The sequence below is a fragment of the Microbacterium sp. HA-8 genome, assembly GCF_046111165.1.
In the GTDB taxonomy this organism is placed as follows: Bacteria; Actinomycetota; Actinomycetes; order Actinomycetales; family Microbacteriaceae; genus Microbacterium.
This window is the reverse complement of sequence record NZ_CP162025.1, coordinates 1,096,921-1,118,546: the sequence shown is the minus strand read 5'-3', so window position 1 is coordinate 1,118,546 and position 21,626 is coordinate 1,096,921. Positions and strand designations below refer to the sequence as shown.

Genomic DNA, 21,626 nt, shown 5'->3' with positions numbered 1-21,626 from the left:
CGACGCACCAGCCTACGCCACCGGTTCCCCGCGCGCGGGATGATGCCGTTGCCGTGCAGCACTAGGCTGTGACGGATGAGCACGTCTCCCGACTCCCCCCAGCCTGCGCCGGGACGGCTCGACCGCGTCCTGGCCTTCATGTCGCTGGGGATCGCGCTGCTGTCGATCGGCTGCTTCTTCGCGATCATGATCGGCACGGCGGCCGGAATGACGGCCGACGACTTCGGTTCGGGCATCTGGCCCATGGTCGCGCTGCTGCCGAGCATCGGCCTGCCGCTGGCCTTCGTGCTCATCATCGCGCTGCTCGTCATCACGTGGATCCGCAGGTCACGGGCCAACAAGGCTCAGGGCTGAGGCCCGCCGTGAGCGCGGGGCCGAGACAGTTCGCCGCGACGCTCGCGGCGCTCGACGATCCCACCCTCGCCGCCCTCTTCGCCGCGCGGCGGGTGTCGCCCACCGCGCCGTGGCGCGACTTCTTCGACGCCGCCGAGGGCCTGACCGATGAGGCCTCGCTCGTGCGCGCCCTCGAACAGCTCACCGCCGATGAGCTCACGGCCCTCGAGGCCGCCATGGATCCGGCCGCGGCCCGCCACCCCGCGGACGGCCACGATGCCGCCGCCCGGCGCCTCGCGCTGATGGATGCCGAGGGCCGACCCCTGCCGCAGGTTCAGCGACTGCTGGCCGCACGTGCGGGCACGGCCTCCCCGCACGCCTCTCACCCCGCACGGTCCGCCGCACCGGCCGCCGAAGGTGCCGCCGCCGAACGCGCCTTCACGAGCGTCGCCGCTCTCGGCGACGTCATCATCCAGGCGCTGCACACGCCCCTGTCGCGCATCGGCTCGGGGGCGCTGGGGGCGGCCGATCGCCGGCGCATCGCCGACGACCTCACCCGCCCCGAGGATCTCGACACCCTCGTCGCGCTCGCCGAGCGCGCGGGCCTGCTCTCGGTCGAAGGGCGGGTGTTCCTCCCCACACCCGCCGGCGAGGACTGGCTCGCCGAGGGCACGACCAGACGCTGGGCGCTCGTGGCTCGACGCTGGAGCGAGGGGCTCGCCCGCGGCCTGCGCACCGAGTCCGGATGGGTCGCCCCCGAGGAGTGGCCCCTCGCGTACCCCGCCGACCCCGCGTGGCCCGAACTCGCCGGCGCGCTGCGCGCCCAGGCTCGAGTGTGGGGGCTCGTCGCCGCCGACGACACGCTCCCCCGATGGATGCTGCTGATGCCGCACGACGCCGAGTCCGCCGAAACCGCGCTCGCCGCCCTTCTGCCGCACGAAGTCGACCGCATCTATCTGCAGAACGACCTCACCGCGATCTCGCCCGGCCCGCTGGCGGCGGGGCTGGACGTGCGGCTGCGACGCATGGCGCGCCGCGAATCGCACGCCCAGGCATCCACCTACCGGTTCACCGCCGACAGCGTCGCCGCCGCCCTCACCGAGGGCGAGACCGAACCGTCGATGCTCGAGTTCCTCACCACGCTGTCGCTGACCGGAGTACCCCAGCCGCTGGAGTACCTCGTACGCACCACCGCCGAATCGCACGGTCTCGTGCGGGTGGCGGAGGCTCCGCCCGACAGCTCCGGCGCCTCGCGCACGGTCGTGCGCAGTCCCGATGCGCAGGTGCTCGAGACGATCGCCGTCGACCAGGCGCTCCGGCCACTCGGGCTCGTGCGCACCGACGACGGCTCGGCCCTGACGACCCGGGTCGAGCGCAACGCCGTGCTGTGGGCTCTCGTCGACGCGCGCTACCCCGCCGTCGCGGTCGACGCGGACGGCGCCATCGAACCGCTCACCCGGCACCGCCTTGCTGCGGGCCCCACCCCGCATCCCGACCCGCAGGTCGCGTACGCGCCGCTGATCGCGATGCTGCGCGGCGCGGACTCCGGCGACGCCGACGCCGCCTGGATGGGCCGCGAACTCGAATCCGCCGTCCGCGCCCGGGGAGTGCTCGAGGTCGAGGTCGCGCTGCCCGGGGGCGAGACCCGCGTGTTCACGCTCGAGGCCACCGGCCTCGGCGGCGGCCGACTGCGGGGCCGAGAGCGCGGCACCGACGTCGAGCGCACACTGCCGGTCTCCAGCATCCGCGGCATTCGCCGCCACTGACCCGCAGAGCCCGCAACCCGCCCGCCCCGGTAGACTCAAAGGCTATGTCTGACGGCCCCCTGATCGTGCAGAGCGATCGCACCGTGCTCCTCGAGGTCGCACACCCGGATGCCGAGACCGCCCGCCACGAGCTGGCCGTCTTCGCCGAGCTGGAGCGCGCCCCAGAGCACATCCACACCTACCGCGTGACGCGACTGGGCCTGTGGAACGCGCGCGCTGCAGGGCACCAGGCCGACGACATGCTCGACACGCTCGATCGGTGGTCGCGCTTTCCGGTGCCACCCTCGGTGTCGATCGACATCCGCGAGACCGTCGGGCGCTACGGACGTCTCGTCATCGAGCGCGACGACGAGGGCACCCTCGTCCTGCGATCGACCGACCGCGCCGTGCTGTCGGAGGTCGCGCGCAACAAGCGCATCCAGCCGCTGCTGACCGGGCACCCGACGCCCGACTCCTTCACCGTCGACGCGTGGGCGCGCGGACACATCAAGCAGGAGCTGCTGAAGATCGGCTGGCCCGCCGAAGACCTCGCCGGCTACAGCCCCGGCACCCCGCACGAGATCGACCTGGCCGAGGACGGCTGGAACCTGCGGCCGTACCAGCGGCAGGCGGTCGACAGCTTCTCGGACGGCGGGTCGGGAGTCGTGGTGCTTCCCTGCGGCGCCGGCAAGACCCTCGTCGGTGCCGCCGCGATGGCCGACACCAAGACGACGACGCTGATCCTCGTCACCAACACCGTCTCGGCCCGCCAGTGGCGCGACGAGCTGCTCAAGCGCACCTCGCTCACGCCCGAGGAGATCGGCGAGTACTCCGGCCAGGTCAAAGAGGTCAAACCGGTCACCATCGCGACCTACCAGATCCTCACCGCCAAGCGGAAGGGCGAGTACGCCCACCTCGCGCTCCTCGACGCGCTCGACTGGGGCCTCATCGTCTACGACGAGGTGCACCTGCTGCCCGCCCCCGTCTTCAAGCTCACCGCCGACCTGCAGGCGCGCCGGCGCCTCGGCCTGACCGCCACCCTCGTACGCGAGGACGGTCGCGAGGGCGACGTGTTCAGCCTCATCGGCCCGAAGCGGTTCGACGCCCCCTGGAAGGAGATCGAGGCCCAGGGCTTCATCTCCCCCGCCGCCTGCTACGAGGTGCGCATCGACCTGCCCGCGTCCGACCGGCTCGAGTACGCCGCGGCCGCCGACGACGAGCGCTACCGCCTCGCCGCCACGGCCGACGCCAAGATCGACGTCGTGCGCTCCCTCGTCGAGCGGCACGAGGGCGAACGCATCCTCATCATCGGCCAGTACCTCGATCAGATCGACGTGCTCGCCGAGGCCCTGGGCGCCCCCAAGATCACGGGAGCGACCCCCGTCGATGAGCGGGAGCTGCTCTTCCAGGCGTTCCGCGAGGGCTCGCTCTCGGTGCTCGTGGTGTCGAAGGTCGCGAACTTCTCGGTCGATCTGCCCGAGGCATCCGTCGCCATCCAGGTGTCGGGGTCGTTCGGATCGCGCCAGGAGGAGGCGCAGCGCCTCGGCCGCCTGCTGCGCCCCAAGACCAACGGGCACACCGCGAGCTTCTACACCCTCATCGCGCGCGACACCGTCGACCAGGACTTCGCGCAGAACCGCCAGCGGTTCCTCGCCGAACAGGGCTACGCCTACACGATCCTCGACGGCTCGGCCCTCGCCGCCTGACCCTCGCCCGTTCCTCTTTCTCCGCCGAGTGCACGGGCTGTCGCCGAGTGCACGACCTGGCTACAGCATCCACGTCGTGCACTCGGAGAGAAGTCGTGCACTCGGCGGGAGGACGCGTCACTGCGCCGCGGCGGAGATCGTCGCGCCGATGCAGACGCCGAGCGCAGAGAAGAACACCACCCCGGCGAACAGCGCGTGGAAGACCACGGGGCCCGGAAGACGGCCGCGGAAGACGTCGACGACGGCACCGCCGTAGTCGGAGAGGCGCTTGGTCGTGATGCCACGCAGCTCGCGGGAGCGGCGCACCATCATCGTCTCGCCGAACGGGATCCCGGCGGCGAGCACGATCTGGGCCGCCCAGGCGAAGGCCACAGCACCCGTCACGAGGAAGGTGATCCACAGCGCGAGCATCACGAAGACCGCAGCCACGTGCGCGATCATCGCGCCCGCGTATCGGCGGCCGTGACGGGCCCAGCCGATCAGAAGCCACACCCCGACCGAGCCCTGCACGATCCAGGCGGCGAGCACCAGATACTCCATGCGTGCATGGTACTACTTCCATAGTGCTGTGTCACTACTTTCATAGTGTGGATGCTGCGCATAGTGTGCCTGCATGGCCACCACCCGCGAACGCGCACTCGACGCCGCCCTCGACCTCGTCGGCGAGCAGGGCATCCGCGCCCTGACACACGCCCGCGTGGACGAGCGGGCGGGGCTGCCGAAGGGCTCGACGTCGAACTGGTTCCGCACCCGCGCCGCGCTCATCGCGGGACTCATCACGGCCATCGCCGAGGGCGAGCGCTCCGACGCCGCGCGCGGCCCGCGACCGCGGCCCCGCACGCCCGGCGAACTCGTCGACATGCTGTGCCGGTTCATCGAGGTCGAGACCGGCGAATCGGCGGCTCGCACCCGCGTCCGTCTGGCGCTCTCCCTCGAGGCCTCGCTCGATCCCGACCTCATCGAACCGCTCGTGCGGCAGCGCGAGGTCTTCGTCGACTGGATGGCCGACCTGCTGCGCGATGTCGGGGCGCAGCATCCCGTGCCCGCCGCGCGCTTCCTCCTCGCCGCCGGCAACGGCATCACCTTCCACCGCTTGACCGTCGACCCCGACGCGCAGATCCGGCCGGTCATCGAGCGTGCGGTCCGGGCCTGCCTCGACTGATCGGCCGGGCGTCGGGATGCCGTGACCCGCCGCAGCGGGTGACGTCCAGCATCCCGAGGGGTCATATCGCGATAATGGGGGGATGAGCGCACCTCGCATCCTCGTCGTGGACGACGAGCCGAACATCCGCGACCTTCTCATCACGAGCCTGAAGTTCGCGGGTTTCCAGGTCAGGGCCGTCGCCAACGGCGCCCAGACCATCTCGGCCGTGCTCGAGGAGGAACCCGACCTCATCGTGCTCGATGTGATGCTGCCCGACATGAACGGGTTCAGCGTCACCAAACGCCTGCGCAGCGCGGGCTACACGGCGCCGATCCTCTTCCTCACCGCCAAGGATGAGACCGAAGACAAGATCGAGGGCCTGAACGCCGGGGGCGACGACTATGTCACCAAGCCGTTCAGCCTCGACGAGATCGTCGCGCGCATCCAGGCGATCCTGCGCCGAACGATGCAGGCCGACGAAGAAGCCGTGATCCGCGCCGGCGAGCTGTCGATGGACCAGGACACGCACGACGTCAAGGTCGGTGAGATCTCGATCGACCTCAGCCCGACCGAGTTCAAGCTCCTGCGCTACCTCATGCTCAACCCGAACCGGGTGCTGTCGAAGGCGCAGATCCTCGACCACGTGTGGGAATACGACTTCAACGGCGATGCCGGCATCGTCGAGAGCTACATCTCGTACCTGCGCCGCAAGATCGATCCGCACTCCTCCGAAGCGCTCATCCAGACCAAGCGGGGCTTCGGCTACATGCTGAAGGCCGGCAAGCCCGCCTAGGGGGCACCTCCTGGCGCAGCACAAAGAACCCGACACCCTCACCCTCTGGTGGCGAGGCATAAGCCTCCGCGCCAAGGTCACGGGGGTCACCGTCGCGATCCTCACGATCGGGCTCTTCGCCTCGGGGATCGCGACGCTGGGGTTCGTGCGCAACGCGCTGGTGACGGCGCAGGACGAGCAGCTCATCGCCCGCGCCCAGTCCGACCTCGCCGCCGGCCTGCTCGAGATCACCGCGGACGAGGAGACCGGCGAGGTAGGCATCACCCTCACCGCCGAGGCCGCCGCCACCGACTACTACGTGGCCGTGTACACCCCGGAGGGCGAGTCGAAGGGCAGCGTGCCCTCCGCGGGCGGCCCGATCTGGCCGGAGTCCTTTCCGCTCGAGAAGACGATCACGCAGGGCACGGCACCCTTCGCCCTCGTGTCGGAGGACGGCGACGTATTCCACGCGAGCGCGGGTCCCCTCGACCTGCAGCTCGGCGGGCAGCTGTACACGCAGGTGATCGCTCTGCCTCTCGCGCCCATCGACCGCACGCTCGCCACCTTCTTCGGCGCGTTCACGATCCTGGGTTTCATCACGATCCTCGCGGGCGCGTTCCTCACGCGATTCCTCGTGACGCAGACCTTCCGCGCCCTCGGGCAGGTCGAACGCGCCGCGATGGCGATCTCTGCGGGCGACTTCGGCCAGCGCCTCACCCCCGGCGACCCGAACACCGAGGTCGGCAGGCTCACGGGTGCCTTGAACACGATGCTCGATCGGGTGGATGCTTCGCTGTCGCAACGCGATTCGAGTGTGCGGCAGATGCGTCGATTCATCGGCGATGCCAGTCACGAGCTGCGGACGCCGCTCGTGACCGTGCGCGGCTACGCCGAGCTGTACCGGATGGGTGCGATCCGCGACGCGGAGAGCACGGCGCAGGCGATGGAGCGCATCGAGAAAGAGGCGATCCGCATGGGCGGCATGGTCGAGGACCTGCTCGCCCTCGCCCGCCTCGACGAGAAGCGCGAGGTCGACATCACCCCCGTCGATCTGCGTCCCGTCGCCCGCGACGCCGCGATGGATGTGCGCGCGGCCGCTCCCGGTCGCACGGTCACGGTGATCGACCTCTCGGCGGCACCGCCGCGCCCACGCCCCGTAGCGGGCGAGGCAGCGGGTGCGGGCACGGGCACGGGCGAGGAGCCGACGACCGACACCGCTGCGCTCCCCCGTCGCCGCGGTGGCGGGGCCGGCCGCGGCGGCGGCTCGGGAACGAACCGCCGCTCGCTTCTGCGGCGCGCCTCACGGCCTGTGCCGGCCCCGCGCGCCGCCGCGGGCGAGGCCGCACTGCCGACACCCCTGTCGTTCGACACGGATGCCGTCGGACCCGCGATCTCCCTGCCTCCCGTCGTCCTCGGCGACGAGAACCGCATCCGTCAGATCGTCGCCAATCTGCTCGGCAACGCGCGCCGGTTCACGGCCGACGACTCCCCCATCGAGATCACCGTCGGCACCGATCCGAGCCGGACCGGCGAACATGCCCCGATCGGCATGGGCTGGATCGCGATCTCCGACCACGGCGAGGGCATCCCCGAGCAGATCCGCTCGAGCATCTTCGAGCGCTTCTGGCGCGCCGACACCTCGCGCACGCGCGAGACCGGGGGCACCGGGCTCGGACTCGCGATCGTCGCGTCGATCGTCGATGCCCTGCACGGTGCCGTCGAGGTCGATGACACTCCCGGCGGCGGCGCGACATTCCGCGTCTACCTGCCGCTCGCCCGCGAGGCCACCCTCTACCTCGACACGCAGCCCCTGCCCAAATTCTCCGCGCCCTCCGCCTGACCTCACGCTCGCCGCAGCCCGCCCGCTCCCCTGTCGCGAAATGCGGATCGCAGCCCCGCACACCCGCACAATACGACAGGCGAGCAGCATCCCCGGCGCGTCCACCTCCACCGCGCGCAGCCCGACCGCTCCCCTGTCGCTTCTTGCGGGTCACAGCCCCGCACACCCGCACAACGAGACAGGCGAGCAGCATCCCCGGCGCGCCCCCCTCCACCGCGCGCAGCCCGCCCGCTCCCCTGTCGCGAAATGCGGGTCGCAGCCCCGCACACCCGCACAACGCGACAGGCGAGCAGCATCCCCGGCCGATGCGCCTCGGCCGGGCGACGCACTTCCACCGCGCGAGGCGGGCTCGGCCAGCGCGCGATGACAGCGAACCGCGCCGCACGCGACTCCTCCCCGACGCCGGCGCGAAGAACGGGCTCCACGGATGCTGTCGCCTCGGCGCGTGCACGATGCACAGCGCTCATAGCCTGGCGCGACACGTCCCTTCGAGATCCGGAGCAACATATGGCCGTCTTCACCGTCGATTCCGACGCGATCCTCACGCAGTCCGCCGCCGTGCGCGCGACCGTCGATCGCCTGCACGCCGAGTCGCAGGCGATGCTCGCGCAGCTGACCCAGCTGCAGTCCTCCTGGACCGGTCAAGCCGCGGGATCGTTCCAGCAGGTCATCGACCAGTGGCGCGCGACGCAGCGCCAGGTCGAGGACTCGCTCGCCGCGATCACACAATCGCTCGCCGCAGCAGGTCGGCAGTACGCCGACACCGAGCTCGCCGCTCTCAGCCTCTTCCGCTGACAACACCGACGCCGGGCGCACGAAGAAGGGCCCCTCCGCAATGGAGGGGCCCTTCTGTCGATCTAGCGGCGGGAACTCAGAAGTCCATGCCACCCGTCGGGTCGCCACCGGCGGGGGCGGCGGCCTTCTCGGGCTTGTCGGCGACGACGGCCTCGGTCGTGAGGAACAGGCCGGCGATCGACGCGGCGTTCTGCAGCGCCGAGCGGGTCACCTTGGCGGGGTCGATGATGCCCTGCGCGAACAGGTCACCGTACTCGCCGGTCGCGGCGTTGAGGCCGTGACCCGCGGGCAGCTCCGCGACCTTGTTCGCCACGACACCGGGCTCGAGACCCGCGTTGAGGGCGATCTGCTTGAGCGGGGCCTCGATCGCGACGCGGACGATGTTCGCACCGGTCGCCTCGTCACCCGTGAGCTCCAGCGTGGCCAGGGCGACCCGACCGGACTGGATGAGCGCGACGCCACCACCGGGGACGATGCCCTCCTCGACGGCCGCCTTCGCGTTGCGCACGGCGTCCTCGATGCGGTGCTTGCGCTCCTTGAGCTCGACCTCGGTCGCGGCACCCGCCTTGATGACGGCGACGCCACCGGCGAGCTTGGCGAGGCGCTCCTGGAGCTTCTCGCGGTCGTAGTCGCTGTCGGTGTTGTCGATCTCGCGACGGATCTGGGTCACGCGACCCTCGATCTGAGCCGAGTCACCGGCACCCTCGACGATGGTGGTCTCGTCCTTGGTGATGATGACCTTGCGGGCGCGGCCGAGCAGGTCGGTCGTCGCGTTCTCGAGCTTGAGGCCCACCTCTTCGGTGATGACCTGGCCGCCGGTGAGGATCGCGATGTCCTGCAGCTGCGCCTTGCGACGGTCGCCGAAGCCGGGGGCCTTGACGGCGGCCGACTTGAAGATTCCGCGGATCTTGTTGAGCACGAGGGTCGCGAGAGCCTCACCCTCGACGTCCTCGGCGATGATGAGGAGCTCCTTGCCCTCCTGGATCACCTTGTCGACGATGGGCAGAAGGTCCTTGATGTTCGAGATCTTCTGGTTCGCGATCAGGATGTACGGGTCTTCGAAGACCGCTTCCTGGCGCTCGGGGTCGGTGACGAAGTAGGGGTTGATGTAACCCTTGTCGAAGCGCATGCCCTCGGTGAGCTCGAGCTCGGTGCCGAAGGTGTTCGACTCCTCGACGGTGACCACACCCTCCTTGCCGACCTTGTCGATCGCCTCGGCGATGAGTTCGCCGATGGTGGGGTCAGCGGCCGAGATCGAGGCGGTCGCAGCGATCTGCTCCTTGGACTCGACCTCCTTGGCGCTGGCGAGAAGCTCGTCGGTGATGGCCTTGACGGCCTTCTCGATGCCCTTCTTGAGCGAGATGGGGTCGGCGCCGGCGGCGACGTTGCGCAGGCCCTCCTTGACGAGCGCCTGAGCGAGCACGGTCGCGGTGGTGGTGCCGTCACCCGCGACGTCGTCGGTCTTCTTGGCGACCTCCTTGACGAGCTCCGCACCGATCTTCTCGTACGGGTCGTCGAGCTCGATCTCCTTGGCGATCGAGACGCCGTCGTTCGTGATGGTGGGAGCGCCCCACTTCTTCTCGAGCACGACGTTGCGACCGCGGGGGCCGAGCGTCACCTTGACGGCGTCGGCGAGGATGTTCAGGCCGCGCTCGAGGCCACGGCGGGCCTCTTCGTCGAAAGCGATGATCTTTGCCATAAGTGTGTCGTCCCTCCCGGACGTAGGCGTTTGGACTTAGCACTCAACTTGATCGAGTGCTAACCCATTCTGGCACTCGCCCCTGGAGAGTGCAAGCCGCCGTGCGCCGCCCCGTGGCGCGGCGTTCAGACGACGCCCACCGCCCCGCCGTATCCGGCCGGCACGAGCTCGACCCACGTGTTGCCCGGCGCCAGATAGATCGGCATGCCGTACGCGTTCGTGAGCGCGATCGGGGCCTCTCGCGACGGCTTGGTCCACGTCGCCTGCACGACCTTGCCGCCCGTCGCGATCCACGCGGTGCCCGAGCCCACCATGACGGTGCGCGGGATCTCGCCGTAGGCCCAGTCGATGTCCACCGAGACCACGACGACGTTCGTCGCTCCCAGCTGCGCCCCCGACGCGTCGAGATCGGCCACGCCGTTCTGTGCACGCAGATAACGCGTGGATGCCGCATCCCACCGCCACGAGCGGGTCTCGCGCGGCGAGAACGAGAGGTCGAAGCCCGCGGCCGGCGACCCGTACGCCGCCGCGGAGGCCGTCTGCGGCCGCGCGGAGTACGCGAACTGCTGCGCGGGCGGGGCGATGCCGGCATAGGCGGCCCGCAGCCGCTGCGCCTCGACGAGCACGTTGTGCGGGGCGGCTTTGGTCCGCGTGCGGAACATGTAGGCATCGTCGGCGCCGCCGTGGATGGCGTTGTGCACGTTCGTTGCGACCATCATGTCGACGAACCGCTGCTGACCGCCCGAGTAGGCGATGACCCCGCCGAACGGGCTCACGATGTCGGGATCCATGGGGCGGATGCTGCGCACCGGTCCGATCTGCTCCGGCACATCGGAGTACCACGCGGCCACGTACCTGGTCAGCCCCCCCTCGACCAGCTCCTCGAACACGATGTCGGCACGCTCGAGCCCCACCTGCGGGCGGGCGGCGGGATGGTTGTCGATCTTGGCGGTGAGGGCGGGACCGGTGATCGAGTCGGCGAGCACCTCGGTTCCCCGCAGCGGCGAGAGCGCCGTCGCGGGCGGCTCGGGCGTGGGGGTGGGGGTGGCCGTCTCGGAGGGCGTGGCGGTCGGGGTGGCTGCCGCGCTCGTGCGGTCTGCGACCGGTGCGCCCGCGCACCCGGCGAGCACGGCGGAGAGCGATATCGCCAGAGACGTCGCGGCGATGACGAAGCGGCGGCGGGGCGCGCGCGATGAGGTCGCGCGCCGGCGCGCGGTCGGGATCATGCGCGTCACACTAGGCGGCGGCGACGACCGAGACCGGTCGACACGGCGGCACGGGCGCGATGTGTCCTCCGCGAGGACCCGATCACGTCGGGGTCAGGCGACGACGCGGACGGACTCGGCCTGGGGGCCCTTCTGCCCCGAGCCGACCGTGAACTCCACGGCCTGTCCCTCTTCGAGCACGCGGAAACCCGTCATGTCGATGTTCGAGTAGTGGACGAAGACGTCCTGACCGCCGTCCGCCACGGTGATGAATCCGTAGCCCTTCTCGGCGTTGAACCACTTGACAGTGCCTTGGGCCATGCGTGTACTCCTGTGCTGCGGGGGGGTGCGTCTGCGCCAGAATAACCAGCGCCGCGCGCCCTGAAACGCCGCTGGCGCCACTGTTGACATGCAGGCCGCGAACTCTTAACTCCGCGGAAACATCAGGGGCGGCATCCACCCCTCAGCGGGTGCGGATCACTCCTCGGGAGCGGGGGCCTCGGTCGCTCGATCGAGACCGATGACCACCGTCAGTTGCGTCGCCGCGGTGCCCGGCAGCGGGTACTCGGGGTCGAGGATGACCTCGGCCGCGCCGATCAGATCGGCCAGTCCGCGGGCGGCCGCTTCGGCCTCGGACGCGGCGTAGTAGACGGTCGTCGTGGCGAACTCGCGGTCTCCGGCGTTGCTGGCGATGACGTTCGAGTCCGCCCAGCCCTGCGCGACGAGTTCGTCCTTGAGCTGAGTGGCCAGACCGTCCTGCGGGGTGCCGTTGAGCACAAGCACCGAATAGGACGTATCGACCACGGGGGCGACGGTGGGTGTGGGTGCCACCGTCGGCACGGGCTCGGGGAACAGCACGATCCGGCCCTGCCCGAGGAGGGTGGCGAAGATGCCGGCCGCAACGAGCACGATCGTGGCGACCAGCGCCCAGAGGAAGACGACCCACCCGCGCACGCGAGGGTTCTCGGCGCGGTGCGCCCCGACCCGACCGGCGGACGGCGGCAGGTCGTCGAATCGGTCCTTCGGGGGCGTGGGCACCAGAGAATGCTACCGGCGGCGTCCCCGCGGCCCCGGCAGGGGGCGGGGCGCGTCAGGGCGAGGCCCGGCAGAGGTCGGGGCGCGTCAGCCCCGGAACTCGGCGGGAAGCGCCCGCTCCCGCGCGCGCCGGGTGCGCTCCTGCTGGTCGCGCAGTCGGCGCAGTCGCCCCACGAGCATCGGGTCGTGCGCGAGGGCGGCGGGCGAGTCGATGAGCCGGCCGAGCAGCTGGTAGTACCGGGCCGGGGCGAGCCCCAGGTCGGAGCGGATCGCCTGCTCCTTCGCGCCCGCGTGCCGCAGCCATTCGCCCTCGAACGCGAGGATCGCGCGCTCGTCGTCGGTGAGGGGCTCGGGCATGGCCCCACGCTAACCCGCGGCGCGCGACGAGCCGTTACGCCACTCCAGCCAGCCCCCGAGCGGGTCGCACGCGGCGAGCGCGTGCCCGTCCAGCCCGAGCACGAAGCCCGGCCACCTCGCCCCGTCCACCCCCTCCCCCGCACTCGCCTCGAGCCCCGGCGGGTCGAGCGAGACCCAGCGCGCGCCCACATCGCGGATCGCCGCCCGCATGCGCTGCCGGCCCGCGAAGGGCACGTGCGGGAGCACGCCGGGTGTCGAGACGACGAGTGTCGCCCCCGATGGGACCCGGGCGGCGAGGGCTTCGAGCGCCCCGGCATCCGTCGCATCGCCCGCGACGATCGTCGGTCGGTCGGCCGCGGCGACGTCAAGCGCCGCGGAGATGCGCGCCTCGCGGCCCGTCTCGCCCGGCCACACGAGCGTCGTCAGGAACGCCCGATCACTCGGATCCGCCGCGTTCAGGGGTGCCAGATCGATGCCCGCGCGCCAGACGATCTCGGGCAGATGCAGCGCGGGCACGCCGCGGCCCCGCACGCTGCTGTCCCGCACCTCGCACTCGAGCACGACAGAGGACCCACCCGAGGGGTCGAGATCGACCTCGGCCGCCCCGCGATACCGGTAGGCGTACCGGTCGGGCTGAAGGCACAGCCCGGCCGAGGCCCCCACCTCGATGAGGGCGATCGGCCCCTCGATCAGACTGAGCGCGGGCACGAGCGCCGCACAGCGCTGCGGCTCGTTCGTCTGCACCGAGCGTCGAGCGGCCTCGGCGACGAGCGCGTCCGCGTGACGCACGAGCCACTCCACGAACGGCACGCCCGGCAAGGGCCGCGCCCCCAGCATCCGCGCCACCGCGAACACGAGCGGCGGCTGGCGCCGGTTCGCGGGCAGCCGGTCGATCACGGCGCACGCCGACGCGGAGTCCGCCACCGCACGCGCCCACTCCTCGTAGACCGGCGAGCGGCCCGGCGCCTCGTCGCGGGCGAACCGCGCGTAGCGCGAAGCGGCATCGTGTGACGGCATCCCCCCATTCAATCCCGCGAACCGGGAACCGACCCGACAGATCCGGGGTTGAATAGAAGGCGAACAGGAGGAGACATGACCTACGCCGTCAACAAGAGCGACGCGCAGTGGCGTGAGCAGCTCGACGCCGACCGGTATGCCGTGCTGCGCCAGGCCGCGACCGAGCGCCCCTACACGGGCGAGCTGCTCGACGAGAGCCGCGCGGGCCTGTACACCTGCGCCGCGTGCAATGCAGAGCTGTTCCGGAGCGGCACCAAGTTCGACTCGGGTTGCGGGTGGCCGAGCTTCTACGAATCCGTCCGCCCCGAGGCGGTCGAGCTGATCGAGGACCGCACGCACGGGATGCTGCGCACCGAGGTGCGCTGCGCCACCTGCGGATCGCACCTCGGCCACGTGTTCCCCGACGGCTACGGCACGCCGACCGGCGACCGCTACTGCATGAACTCGCTTGCGCTCGGGTTCACCGCAGCCTCGTGACCGCTTTCGACGCCGTCCGCGCCCGTCGCTCCTGGTCGAAGGTGACCGCCGAGGCGCCCTCGCACGCCGAACTGCTCGAGCTCGTCTCGGCTGCGGGGCGCGTCGCCGACCACTCGGGCCTCACCCCCCGTCTTGCCTCACGTCAAGATGTCCGGGAGTGAGTGATGCTTGCCTCACGTGAAATGTCCGCGTAGCTCAGGCGGCGGGGCGGGTGCCCTGGGTGCGGGCGGCGGCGAGTTCGATGAGTTGTTGCTGGATCTGGTTGATCCGTCGGGTGATCCGTGCCGGGTTCAGCTTCGCATGCTCGCGCTCCAGTCGGGCGCGGGTCTTCTCGTCGAGCACACCGGCGTCGAGCAACCGCTGGTAGGGGGTACGTGGCTTGTCGTAGACGCGCTTCTTCCGGCCGGCTGCGGTGTGGGTCCAGTCGATCGCTTTCACGCAGGGCAGCAGATGGTTCTTGCGGGCCATCACGAAATCCCAGAGCTCGTTGAGCAGGGTCATCTCCGCCTCGGTCTCGTAGCGGTAGCGGAACGCGTGTTTGCGGACCCAGTCGCCGTTGCGTTGCTCGACGTGCGCGTTGTCGTTGTGCTTGTAGGGACGCCCCCGGGTGACGGGGATCTCCTTCTTGTCCGCCCAGGCGATCACGCCCCAGTTCATGAACTCGGATCCGTTGTCGAAGTCGAGCCCGGCGACCGGGACGGGCGCGTTCTTCACCATCCATTCCAGGGCGCCGTGCACGTGCACGTAGGCGTTGTTGCGGATCGTGCGCAGCATCGTCCACCCCGCGACCGGGTCGGTGCCGGTCAGGGTGCGCAGGAACTCGCCTTTGAGGGAGTGGCCGCAGTGCGCGACGGTGTCCAGCTCCAGGAACCCCGGGACGGTCAGCGGGGCGTCCATGCTGGTGCGCGTCGGGATCGAAGAGCGCAGGATGTGGGACGGCTTCGTGCCCGAGACCGCGACCGGGTAGGCGGCGTCCTTGTGCGGTTTCAGGTACCGGTCGATCGTCGCGGCGCTCATCGATCGCAACTCGTCCAGCACCTCCGGTGTGACCCGCTGCTCGACCTTGCCGAGCTCACGGAAGCGGACGAGGCGTTCGAGGGTGTCGTCCATGATCGCCGCGAAGTACTTTCCCGACGGCTGCCCGGACAGCCGCCAGACTTCTTGCAGCACCACGAGCGCATCGTAGGAGTACTTCCGCTCACGCGGCTTACGCTGCTGATCGCGCGCGGCACCTTTGCGTGCGTTCGCGGCACGGATCGCGCGGCGCGCGTGATCACGCGTCCAGCCTGTCGCGTGCACAAGCTCGTCCAGCAGCCGGCCCTTCTCTTCCTTGCCTGCTTTCGCATACTCGCGGGCGAACTTCTTCGTGATCTCACGGCGCGCCGCCATCGACAACTCCCTGCTCATCACCCCAGGGAACTACGCGGACATTCCTACGTGAGGCACGCGCAGCCCTTCCCGGACCTTTTAGCTGAGTCTCGTCGCCCCCTGGCGCCTGATCGAGCTGCGCGGCGAAGACCGCGACACCCTCGGCCGCGCCATCGCCAAGGCCGAGGGCGACAAGGGCATCTCGAGCAAGCCGCTGCGCGCCCCTCTGCTGATCGCGGTCGTGGCGAGCCCCCGGAAGAGTGACAAGGTGCCGCGCTGGGAGCAGGAGGCCGTCGCCTCGGGCGTCGCCCACGTGCTGAGCCTGCTGCTCGACGAGGCGGGGTGGGGGGTCATCTGGCGCACGGGCCATTACACCCGCGCGAAAGCGGTCGCCAAGGCGCACGGGCTCAAGAAGAGCGAGGACCTGCTCGGCTGGCTCTATGTCGGCGGCAAACCCGACCGGCGCCGGGGCGGGTACCGGCGCGGCGTCGACGCGCGCCGTTTCGTCTCGCGGATGCCTCAGCCCTGACGCGACCGGCGGCGCCACGGGCGCGCCGCCACCACGACACCCAGTAGGGCGATCGCCGCGGCGACCGCCGCCGGCACGAGCGCGCCGCCTCCCTCCGGCGGATCGAGCGCGTCGAGCACGAGCGAGGTGGTCAGCAGGCCTACGACCGAACCCAGCCCGAGCAGCAGCACGCCCGTGTGGCGGACGAGGGCGGCAGAGAGGGCGATGTACACCACACCGGTCGCGCCGCCCAGCCACACCCAGGGATCGGCCGGTGGAGCCTCGGGCGGTCCGACGACCGCCACGCGCACCGCCGCCGCGATCACGAGCAGGAGCGTGCCGCCCGCGAAGTTCACGGCGGTCGCGACGATCGCCGAGTCGATCCGCTGGCGCAGGCGCCCGTTCGTACCTTGCTGCCACGCGATACCGGCGCCGGCGAGGAACGGCAGCACGAGCAGGGGCCACGGCACGCCCGCCGGAACTCCCGCCACCGCAACGGCCACGCCCGCGAGGGCCAGCGCCGCGCCGGCCGTGCGGCCGAGCGTCACCGCGACGGCGCCGCCAGGTCCGAAGCCGGCGCGATCGAGCACGAGCCCGCACACGGTCTGCCCCGCCACCACCCCGACCGTGAAGAGGGCGACGCCGAGCACACCGACGGTGAAGCCCTGGCTCGCGACCGTGAAGGCTCCGGCGGCGCCGCCGCACAGCATCCACCACGGCACCCCGCGCACGCGGATGCCGCGCACGAGCCGGCCGACTCCCGCGCGGCCCGCGGGCAGCACGGCGACGAGGACGAGCACGAGGGCGAGTCCCGACCCGAACGAGATCGCGGCGGCGACGAAGCCGTCATCCAGCGCGCGTCCGAGCGCGCCGTTCATGTGGGTCTGCACGGCGGTGAGCGCCCCCACCAGCACGGCGCCGCCCACGGCGACCGGAGCGGGAAGCCGTCGGTGCACCCGCGACCCCCTCATGCGTGCCGGCTACAGGACTTGAACCTGCAACCCCCTAATTACAAGTTAGGTGCGCTACCAATTGCGCCAAGCCGGCGGAGGGTCCAGTCTAACGGCGCCGAGGACGGGCGCCGAGGCACGCGTCAGGACGCGGGGCTGGGCTCCGTCGTCGCGGTCGGCGACGGAGTGGGCGTGGGCGTCGAGTAATACGCGTCGCTCGCGAGCGTCAGGACGAACTGCGCGAACTCCTTCTGGTCGGCGAGGTCGCCGACGAAGGGCGAGCCGTCGACAAGCACCGTCGGGCCGGTCAGCGTGGCCTCGGTGTCGCCGAGGGGAGCGCTGAGCGCGCGCGCCGTCGCCTGCTGCACCCACGGGACGAAGCTGCCCTCCTGGATGCAGGTCGAGACAAGCTTGGCGTTGTCGGCACCGGTCGCCCGCGCGAGGGTGGCCAGCTCTTCGTCGCTGAAACCGTCGGTGTCGATCTCGGGCTGTTCGGCCAGCAGTTCGTGGTTGAAGGCAAAGAAGGTGTCGGGCGAGTGCGTCGCGACGCACGCGGCCGCGGCCGCGGCACGCAGCGAGTACTTCGTGCCGTTCGACTTCGCAGTCAGCAGCGCGACGGGATGGTAGGAGATCGTCGCTGCACCCTCGGACACCCACTCCGTGAGCTGCTGCGCGTTCGCGAGCTGGAACTGCGCCGACGACTCGGAGAGGTAGTCGACGTACACGTCGATCGTCAGCCGGCCGGGCGTGGCGCTGGGGGTCGGCGACTCCTCCGCCTCGGTAGCGGGTGTCTGCTCTGCCGACAGGGCAGCGGGGGCGTCTGCGCCGCCGCCGGAGAACGAAGCCTTCACGCTCGCGGGGATCGTGTCGATGACGATCGCGTCGTCCTGCATTCCGGCGGGGGCGAGCTCGGGCTGCGACGCGTCGGAGGTGAGGGTCCACGCGACGGTGAGCCCCGCGCCGACGACGAGGGCGCCGACGACGGTTGCCACGACGCCGGTGCGGATCACGCGCGCGCGGCGCTGGCGGGCCTGAACCGCTGCCGCCTTCTCGCGGACCGCCTCGCGCCGCTCTCGGCGCGCGGGGACGTGGGGCGTCTCATCGCTCGACATGGAACCTCTTGTCTTGACTGTGGGCCCGGATCCGCAGAAGGCGGGACCCGGGCGGGGATCGCGGCACGGGGTGCGACGTTTTCCGGATCCGATGCTAACGATCCACCCTGGGAAACACCCAGACGGGAGGCGATTCGCTGTGCCATACTCACTGGAGGCCCGATGGCGGGTCCCGGCGGCTGACCCCCGTCGTTTCCATTCACTACGGATCGTCCGGCACGTACCTGCCGGTGAAGGAGAAGAGTCATGGCATCCGTGACGTTCGACAACGCTACGCGCTTGTACCCGGGGGGCACTCGCCCCGCGGTCGACAAGCTCAACCTCGACGTCGCCGACGGCGAGTTCCTCGTCCTCGTCGGCCCCTCCGGCTGTGGAAAGTCGACCTCCCTGCGCATGCTCGCGGGTCTCGAAGAGGTCAACTCCGGCCGCATCCTGATCGGCGATCGCGACGTCACCGACGTGCCGCCCAAGGATCGCGACATCGCGATGGTCTTCCAGAACTACGCGCTGTACCCGCACATGACCGTCGCCGAGAACATGGGCTTCGCGCTCAAGATCGCCGGCATCGGCAAAGAAGAGCGCGCCGCCCGCGTGCTCGAGGCCGCGAAGCTGCTCGACCTCGAGCAGTACCTCACCCGCAAGCCCAAGGCCCTCTCGGGTGGTCAGCGTCAGCGCGTCGCGATGGGCCGCGCCATCGTCCGCCAGCCGCAGGTGTTCCTCATGGACGAGCCGCTGTCCAACCTCGACGCGAAGCTGCGCGTGCAGACCCGCACACAGATCGCGTCGCTGCAGCGCCGCCTCGGTGTCACGACCGTCTATGTCACGCACGACCAGACCGAGGCCCTCACCATGGGCGACCGGATCGCCGTGCTCAAGGACGGCCTCCTGCAGCAGGTGGGTACCCCGCGCGATCTGTACGAGACACCCAAGAACGTCTTCGTCGCCGGATTCATCGGCTCCCCCGCGATGAACCTGTTCCCGGTGCACCTCGCCGAGGGCGGCGTGCAGTTCGGCAACGGCGTCGTCCCCATCGAGGCCGACACCCTGGGCAAGGCGCACGGCACCGAGGTCACCGTCGGCGTGCGTCCCGAGGACGTCCAGGTCGGTCCCGCCGACGGCACCGGCCTCTCGGTCGTCGTCGACCTCGTCGAGGAGCTCGGCGCCGACGGCTACCTCTACGGCCACGCCGACATCAACGGCAAGCGCACCGACTTGGTCGCCCGCGTCGACGGTCGTCGTCACCCGCACGCCGGCGAGACGGTCACGCTCTCGGCGATCCCCGGGCACGTGCACGTGTTCGACGCCGAGTCGGGCGAGCGCCTCAACGACAAGGCGATCGCCTCGGCGTGAGGCACTGATCACGCGCAGCGGCGCGGGGGCCCTCGGGCACCCGCGCCGCTGCGCATTCCGGACACGGCGCGTGGGACTTGCGCCCGCGCACAGAGCGCGCCCACCTCGGCTGTGCCACAATCGAGGCCGCCGTCCAGGGAGGTTCCATTGACCGACGCACTGAGCATCACCGCGAGCGAGGTGGACCCGGGGCTTCTCACGCTCCCGTGGTCGACGCCCCTCGCCGAGTGGCCGAGCAGCTACATCGTGTCGCTGCCCAAAGGCATCTCGCGCCACCTCGTGCGCTTCGCCAACCTCTCCGGCCGCGTCGTCGCCGTCAAGGAGACCACGGCCGAAATGGCCCGCCGCGAGTACGAGATGCTCGGCAACCTGCATCGGCTCGACATCCCGTGCGTCGATCGCGTCGCGGTGATCGCGGGGCGGGCGGATGCCGAGGGCACAGCCCTGCCCGCGGCGCTCGTGACCGCGCATCTGCGCTTCTCACTGCCCTACCGGGCTCTGTTCACACAGGTACTGCGACCCGACACCGCCACCCGCCTCGTCGACGCCCTCGCGGTGCTGCTCGTGCGCCTGCACAACGTCGGCTTCTTCTGGGGCGACGTGTCGCTCTCGAACACCCTCTTTCGCAGGGACGCGGGCGCCTTCGCCGCCTACCTCGTGGATGCCGAGACCGGTGAGCTGCACGAGGCGGGGCTGACCAAGGGCCAGCGCGAGCACGACCTCGACGTCGCGCGCACCAACATCGCGGGCGAGATCATGGACCTCGAGGCCGGCGGGCGCCTCGAGGGCGGGGTCGACGCGCTCACGATCGCCGACGGCATCGTGTCGTCGTACCGGTCGCTGTGGGCGGCCCTGACCGACCAGGAGTCGTTCTCCTCGACCGAGTCGTGGCGCATCACCGAGCGGGTGCAGAGGCTGAACGCCCTCGGGTTCGACATCGGCGAGATGTCGATCAAGGCGACCCCCGACGGCACCCGCGTCTCGATCCAGCCCAAGGTCGTCGACGCCGGCCACCATCAGCGTCGCCTGATCCGGCTCACGGGACTCGACGTCGAGGAGAACCAGGCGCGCCGACTGCTCAACGACCTCGATGACTTCGCGCTGCGCATCTCGCGACTCGGCGCGGACGAAGAGATGGTTGCGCACGAATGGCTGACCCGCGTCTTCGAGCCGGTCGTCAAGGCGATCCCCTACGACCTGCGCGCCAAGCTCGAACCCGCCGAGGTGTACCACCAGGTGCTCGAGCACCGCTGGTACCTGTCTCAGGAGCGCGGCACCTCCGTGCCCCTCGCCGAGTCGCTCACGTCATACGTCAACGACGTGCTCCGTCATCGCCGCGACGAAGCGACGATCATGGGTCCGCCGACCGAGACGCTGGCGATCCCGGTGATCACCGACAGCATCCCGGTCGCCGACGAGGAGGCCGACAAGGTCGACTGGCGCGATCTGGTCTGAGCGGCACCTGTCGCCCCGGCGACCCCGCGACCATACGCGGGACCGAGCCGTGCACCGGGACGGTCCCGCGGGTCGGCTCAGTACCCGACGGTGAATCGCTCGCGCGAGTGCTTCGGCGTCTCGATCTCGTCGATCACCGCGACCGCGAGGTCGGCACCCGAGATGAACGACTCGCCGGCGTCGTCGGTCACGATGACCTCGCCCCCGTCGCGGTACGTGCCCGTGCGCTCCCCCGGGTTCCAAGCCCCGAAGCCGCCGGCCGGGTGGATGAAGAACCAGTCGTGGCCGTGCGGCTGCGTCTGGAGGTCCTCGAGCACGCCGATGGCCTCGAACGCCTCGGGCTTGTACTCCTCGGTGAACCCGGGAGTGTCGATCACGCGCGGGCCACCGGGCGCGACGAGGCTGCCGCCGGCGCCGCCGATCACACCCACCCGCACAGACGAAGGCAGTTCCCGCAGCAGCTCGGCGACGTTGGGACGCACCTTGCCGAGCATGTCGCCGCGGGCGGGCACGGACACCACGACGACATCCACGCCCTCGAGCTCTGCGACGAGGCTCGGCACATCGAGCAGGGTGCCCTCGATGTAGGTCGCGCCGGGGGCGCGCTCGGCGGGCACCGTGCGGGCGACCGACACGGCGGTGTGACCGCGGCGCACCGCCTCGTCGATGATGTGGCTGCCGGCGTAGCCGGTTCCTCCGATGACGGCGATACGTGTCACGTCTGTTCCTCTCGCGTGGGGTTCGTCAGAGACAAGGCG

22 protein-coding genes, 1 tRNA gene and 1 pseudogene are annotated in these 21,626 nt (G+C 70.7%); 12 read left to right on the top strand and 12 right to left on the bottom strand.

What is annotated here, in order from left to right; all coding sequences use genetic code 11:
• Positions 1-75 precede the first annotated feature (75 nt).
• From AB2L57_RS05325 to AB2L57_RS05315, 3 genes are read left to right on the top strand one after another with little or no spacing between them, the layout of a single operon-like run.
• The gene (locus tag AB2L57_RS05325) at positions 76-354 is read left to right on the top strand and encodes a multidrug ABC transporter ATPase (protein ID WP_292813990.1); all 279 of its coding nucleotides are present in this window, start codon (positions 76-78) and stop codon (positions 352-354) included.
• 8 nt (positions 355-362) lie between these two features.
• Positions 363-2,099 carry a helicase-associated domain-containing protein gene (locus AB2L57_RS05320; protein WP_292813988.1) on the top strand — a complete coding sequence of 579 codons (1,737 nt, stop codon included), beginning with the start codon at positions 363-365 and terminating at the stop codon, positions 2,097-2,099.
• A 44-nt stretch (positions 2,100-2,143) separates the two neighbouring features.
• Positions 2,144-3,784, top strand: coding sequence for a DNA repair helicase XPB (locus AB2L57_RS05315; RefSeq protein WP_292813986.1), 1,641 nt, complete (start codon positions 2,144-2,146; stop codon positions 3,782-3,784).
• 117 nt (positions 3,785-3,901) lie between these two features.
• On the opposite strand, the gene AB2L57_RS05310 is transcribed toward AB2L57_RS05315, so the two are convergent.
• A complete protein-coding gene (locus AB2L57_RS05310) occupies positions 3,902-4,324 on the bottom strand; it encodes a hypothetical protein (RefSeq protein ID WP_409048240.1) in 423 nt (140 codons plus the stop codon).
• 73 nt (positions 4,325-4,397) lie between these two features.
• On the opposite strand from AB2L57_RS05310, the gene AB2L57_RS05305 reads away from it, so the two are divergent.
• The 4 genes from AB2L57_RS05305 to AB2L57_RS05290 all read left to right on the top strand — a co-directional run bounded on the left by AB2L57_RS05305 (position 4,398) and on the right by AB2L57_RS05290 (position 8,335).
• Complete coding sequence (locus AB2L57_RS05305) at positions 4,398-4,946, top strand: TetR/AcrR family transcriptional regulator (RefSeq protein ID WP_292815507.1); 549 nt, start codon at positions 4,398-4,400, stop codon at positions 4,944-4,946.
• Between the two features lie 82 nt (positions 4,947-5,028).
• On the top strand, positions 5,029-5,721 hold the full coding sequence (locus AB2L57_RS05300) for a response regulator transcription factor (RefSeq protein ID WP_292815510.1): 693 nt from the start codon (positions 5,029-5,031) through the stop codon (positions 5,719-5,721).
• 145 nt (positions 5,722-5,866) lie between these two features.
• The gene (locus tag AB2L57_RS05295) at positions 5,867-7,540 is read left to right on the top strand and encodes a cell wall metabolism sensor histidine kinase WalK (protein WP_292815513.1); all 1,674 of its coding nucleotides are present in this window, start codon (positions 5,867-5,869) and stop codon (positions 7,538-7,540) included.
• 507 nt (positions 7,541-8,047) lie between these two features.
• A complete protein-coding gene (locus AB2L57_RS05290) occupies positions 8,048-8,335 on the top strand; it encodes a WXG100 family type VII secretion target (RefSeq protein WP_292815516.1) in 288 nt (95 codons plus the stop codon).
• 76 nt (positions 8,336-8,411) lie between these two features.
• Here AB2L57_RS05290 and groL read toward each other — a convergent pair whose 3' ends face one another.
• The 6 genes from groL to AB2L57_RS05260 form a co-directional block, all read right to left on the bottom strand.
• On the bottom strand, positions 8,412-10,034 hold the full coding sequence (gene groL / locus AB2L57_RS05285) for a chaperonin GroEL (protein WP_409048239.1): 1,623 nt from the start codon (positions 10,032-10,034) through the stop codon (positions 8,412-8,414).
• A gap of 125 nt (positions 10,035-10,159) precedes the next feature.
• A complete protein-coding gene (locus AB2L57_RS05280; protein WP_292815142.1) occupies positions 10,160-11,260 on the bottom strand; it encodes a DUF3048 domain-containing protein in 1,101 nt (366 codons plus the stop codon).
• 93 nt (positions 11,261-11,353) lie between these two features.
• Positions 11,354-11,560 (bottom strand): cold-shock protein, encoded by a 207-nt coding sequence (locus AB2L57_RS05275; protein WP_292815145.1) that lies wholly within the window; start codon positions 11,558-11,560, stop codon positions 11,354-11,356.
• A 156-nt stretch (positions 11,561-11,716) separates the two neighbouring features.
• Positions 11,717-12,277, bottom strand: a complete 561-nt coding sequence (locus tag AB2L57_RS05270; protein WP_292815148.1) for a LytR C-terminal domain-containing protein — start codon at positions 12,275-12,277, stop codon at positions 11,717-11,719.
• Between the two features lie 84 nt (positions 12,278-12,361).
• Positions 12,362-12,631, bottom strand: a complete 270-nt coding sequence (locus AB2L57_RS05265; RefSeq protein ID WP_409048238.1) for a DUF3263 domain-containing protein — start codon at positions 12,629-12,631, stop codon at positions 12,362-12,364.
• Between the two features lie 9 nt (positions 12,632-12,640).
• On the bottom strand, positions 12,641-13,648 hold the full coding sequence (locus tag AB2L57_RS05260) for a DUF2332 family protein (RefSeq protein WP_409048237.1): 1,008 nt from the start codon (positions 13,646-13,648) through the stop codon (positions 12,641-12,643).
• A gap of 75 nt (positions 13,649-13,723) precedes the next feature.
• Here AB2L57_RS05260 and msrB point away from each other — a divergent pair, with 75 nt between their 5' ends.
• Both msrB and AB2L57_RS05250 read left to right on the top strand, forming a co-directional pair.
• Positions 13,724-14,125 (top strand): peptide-methionine (R)-S-oxide reductase MsrB, encoded by a 402-nt coding sequence (msrB, locus tag AB2L57_RS05255; protein WP_292815155.1) that lies wholly within the window; start codon positions 13,724-13,726, stop codon positions 14,123-14,125.
• Positions 14,122-14,253: pseudogene (locus AB2L57_RS05250) on the top strand (nitroreductase); the annotation flags it as partial. The gene msrB and the pseudogene AB2L57_RS05250, both read left to right, overlap by 4 nt.
• 67 nt (positions 14,254-14,320) lie before the next feature.
• Here AB2L57_RS05250 and AB2L57_RS05245 read toward each other — a convergent pair.
• Entirely contained in the window at positions 14,321-15,532 is a 1,212-nt protein-coding gene (locus AB2L57_RS05245; RefSeq protein WP_409046856.1) for an integrase, read from the bottom strand.
• 202 nt (positions 15,533-15,734) lie between these two features.
• Here AB2L57_RS05245 and AB2L57_RS05240 point away from each other — a divergent pair, with 202 nt between their 5' ends.
• Positions 15,735-16,022 (top strand): nitroreductase family protein, encoded by a 288-nt coding sequence (locus tag AB2L57_RS05240; RefSeq protein WP_409048236.1) that lies wholly within the window; start codon positions 15,735-15,737, stop codon positions 16,020-16,022.
• Here the strand turns inward: AB2L57_RS05240 and AB2L57_RS05235 are convergent.
• The 3 genes from AB2L57_RS05235 to AB2L57_RS05225 form a co-directional block, all read right to left on the bottom strand.
• A complete protein-coding gene (locus AB2L57_RS05235) occupies positions 16,013-16,972 on the bottom strand; it encodes a DMT family transporter (RefSeq protein WP_292815161.1) in 960 nt (319 codons plus the stop codon). The two genes, AB2L57_RS05240 and AB2L57_RS05235, sit on opposite strands and share 10 nt — an antisense overlap.
• Before the next feature lie 3 nt (positions 16,973-16,975).
• Positions 16,976-17,048, bottom strand: a tRNA-Thr gene (locus AB2L57_RS05230).
• Between the two features lie 46 nt (positions 17,049-17,094).
• A complete protein-coding gene (locus AB2L57_RS05225; RefSeq protein ID WP_292813904.1) occupies positions 17,095-18,063 on the bottom strand; it encodes a thioredoxin domain-containing protein in 969 nt (322 codons plus the stop codon).
• A 246-nt stretch (positions 18,064-18,309) separates the two neighbouring features.
• On the opposite strand from AB2L57_RS05225, the gene AB2L57_RS05220 reads away from it, so the two are divergent.
• Both AB2L57_RS05220 and AB2L57_RS05215 read left to right on the top strand, forming a co-directional pair.
• Positions 18,310-19,413 carry an ABC transporter ATP-binding protein gene (locus AB2L57_RS05220; protein WP_292813901.1) on the top strand — a complete coding sequence of 368 codons (1,104 nt, stop codon included), beginning with the start codon at positions 18,310-18,312 and terminating at the stop codon, positions 19,411-19,413.
• Positions 19,414-19,560: 147 nt separating this feature from the next.
• The gene (locus AB2L57_RS05215) at positions 19,561-20,868 is read left to right on the top strand and encodes a DUF4032 domain-containing protein (RefSeq protein WP_292813898.1); all 1,308 of its coding nucleotides are present in this window, start codon (positions 19,561-19,563) and stop codon (positions 20,866-20,868) included.
• Positions 20,869-20,945: 77 nt separating this feature from the next.
• Here the strand turns inward: AB2L57_RS05215 and AB2L57_RS05210 are convergent, their stop codons facing one another.
• Complete coding sequence (locus AB2L57_RS05210) at positions 20,946-21,587, bottom strand: NAD(P)-dependent oxidoreductase (RefSeq protein ID WP_292813895.1); 642 nt, start codon at positions 21,585-21,587, stop codon at positions 20,946-20,948.
• Positions 21,588-21,626 lie beyond the last annotated feature (39 nt).

Excerpts from the sequence above, each read along its gene's own strand:
- AB2L57_RS05305 (WP_292815507.1), top strand. The coding sequence starts at position 4,398 with ATGGCCACCACCCGCGAACGCGCACTCGACGCCGCCCTCGACCTCGTC.
- AB2L57_RS05310 (WP_409048240.1), bottom strand. The coding sequence starts at position 4,324 with ATGGAGTATCTGGTGCTCGCCGCCTGGATCGTGCAGGGCTCGGTCGGG.
- AB2L57_RS05315 (WP_292813986.1), top strand. The coding sequence starts at position 2,144 with ATGTCTGACGGCCCCCTGATCGTGCAGAGCGATCGCACCGTGCTCCTC.
- AB2L57_RS05225 (WP_292813904.1), bottom strand. The coding sequence starts at position 18,063 with ATGTCGAGCGATGAGACGCCCCACGTCCCCGCGCGCCGAGAGCGGCGC.
- AB2L57_RS05290 (WP_292815516.1), top strand. The coding sequence starts at position 8,048 with ATGGCCGTCTTCACCGTCGATTCCGACGCGATCCTCACGCAGTCCGCC.
- AB2L57_RS05245 (WP_409046856.1), bottom strand. The coding sequence starts at position 15,532 with ATGAGCAGGGAGTTGTCGATGGCGGCGCGCCGTGAGATCACGAAGAAG.
- AB2L57_RS05220 (WP_292813901.1), top strand. The coding sequence starts at position 18,310 with ATGGCATCCGTGACGTTCGACAACGCTACGCGCTTGTACCCGGGGGGC.
- AB2L57_RS05265 (WP_409048238.1), bottom strand. The coding sequence starts at position 12,631 with ATGCCCGAGCCCCTCACCGACGACGAGCGCGCGATCCTCGCGTTCGAG.
- AB2L57_RS05275 (WP_292815145.1), bottom strand. The coding sequence starts at position 11,560 with ATGGCCCAAGGCACTGTCAAGTGGTTCAACGCCGAGAAGGGCTACGGA.
- AB2L57_RS05235 (WP_292815161.1), bottom strand. The coding sequence starts at position 16,972 with ATGAGGGGGTCGCGGGTGCACCGACGGCTTCCCGCTCCGGTCGCCGTG.
- groL (WP_409048239.1), bottom strand. The coding sequence starts at position 10,034 with ATGGCAAAGATCATCGCTTTCGACGAAGAGGCCCGCCGTGGCCTCGAG.
- AB2L57_RS05325 (WP_292813990.1), top strand. The coding sequence starts at position 76 with ATGAGCACGTCTCCCGACTCCCCCCAGCCTGCGCCGGGACGGCTCGAC.
- msrB (WP_292815155.1), top strand. The coding sequence starts at position 13,724 with ATGACCTACGCCGTCAACAAGAGCGACGCGCAGTGGCGTGAGCAGCTC.
- AB2L57_RS05300 (WP_292815510.1), top strand. The coding sequence starts at position 5,029 with ATGAGCGCACCTCGCATCCTCGTCGTGGACGACGAGCCGAACATCCGC.
- AB2L57_RS05280 (WP_292815142.1), bottom strand. The coding sequence starts at position 11,260 with ATGATCCCGACCGCGCGCCGGCGCGCGACCTCATCGCGCGCGCCCCGC.
- AB2L57_RS05260 (WP_409048237.1), bottom strand. The coding sequence starts at position 13,648 with ATGCCGTCACACGATGCCGCTTCGCGCTACGCGCGGTTCGCCCGCGAC.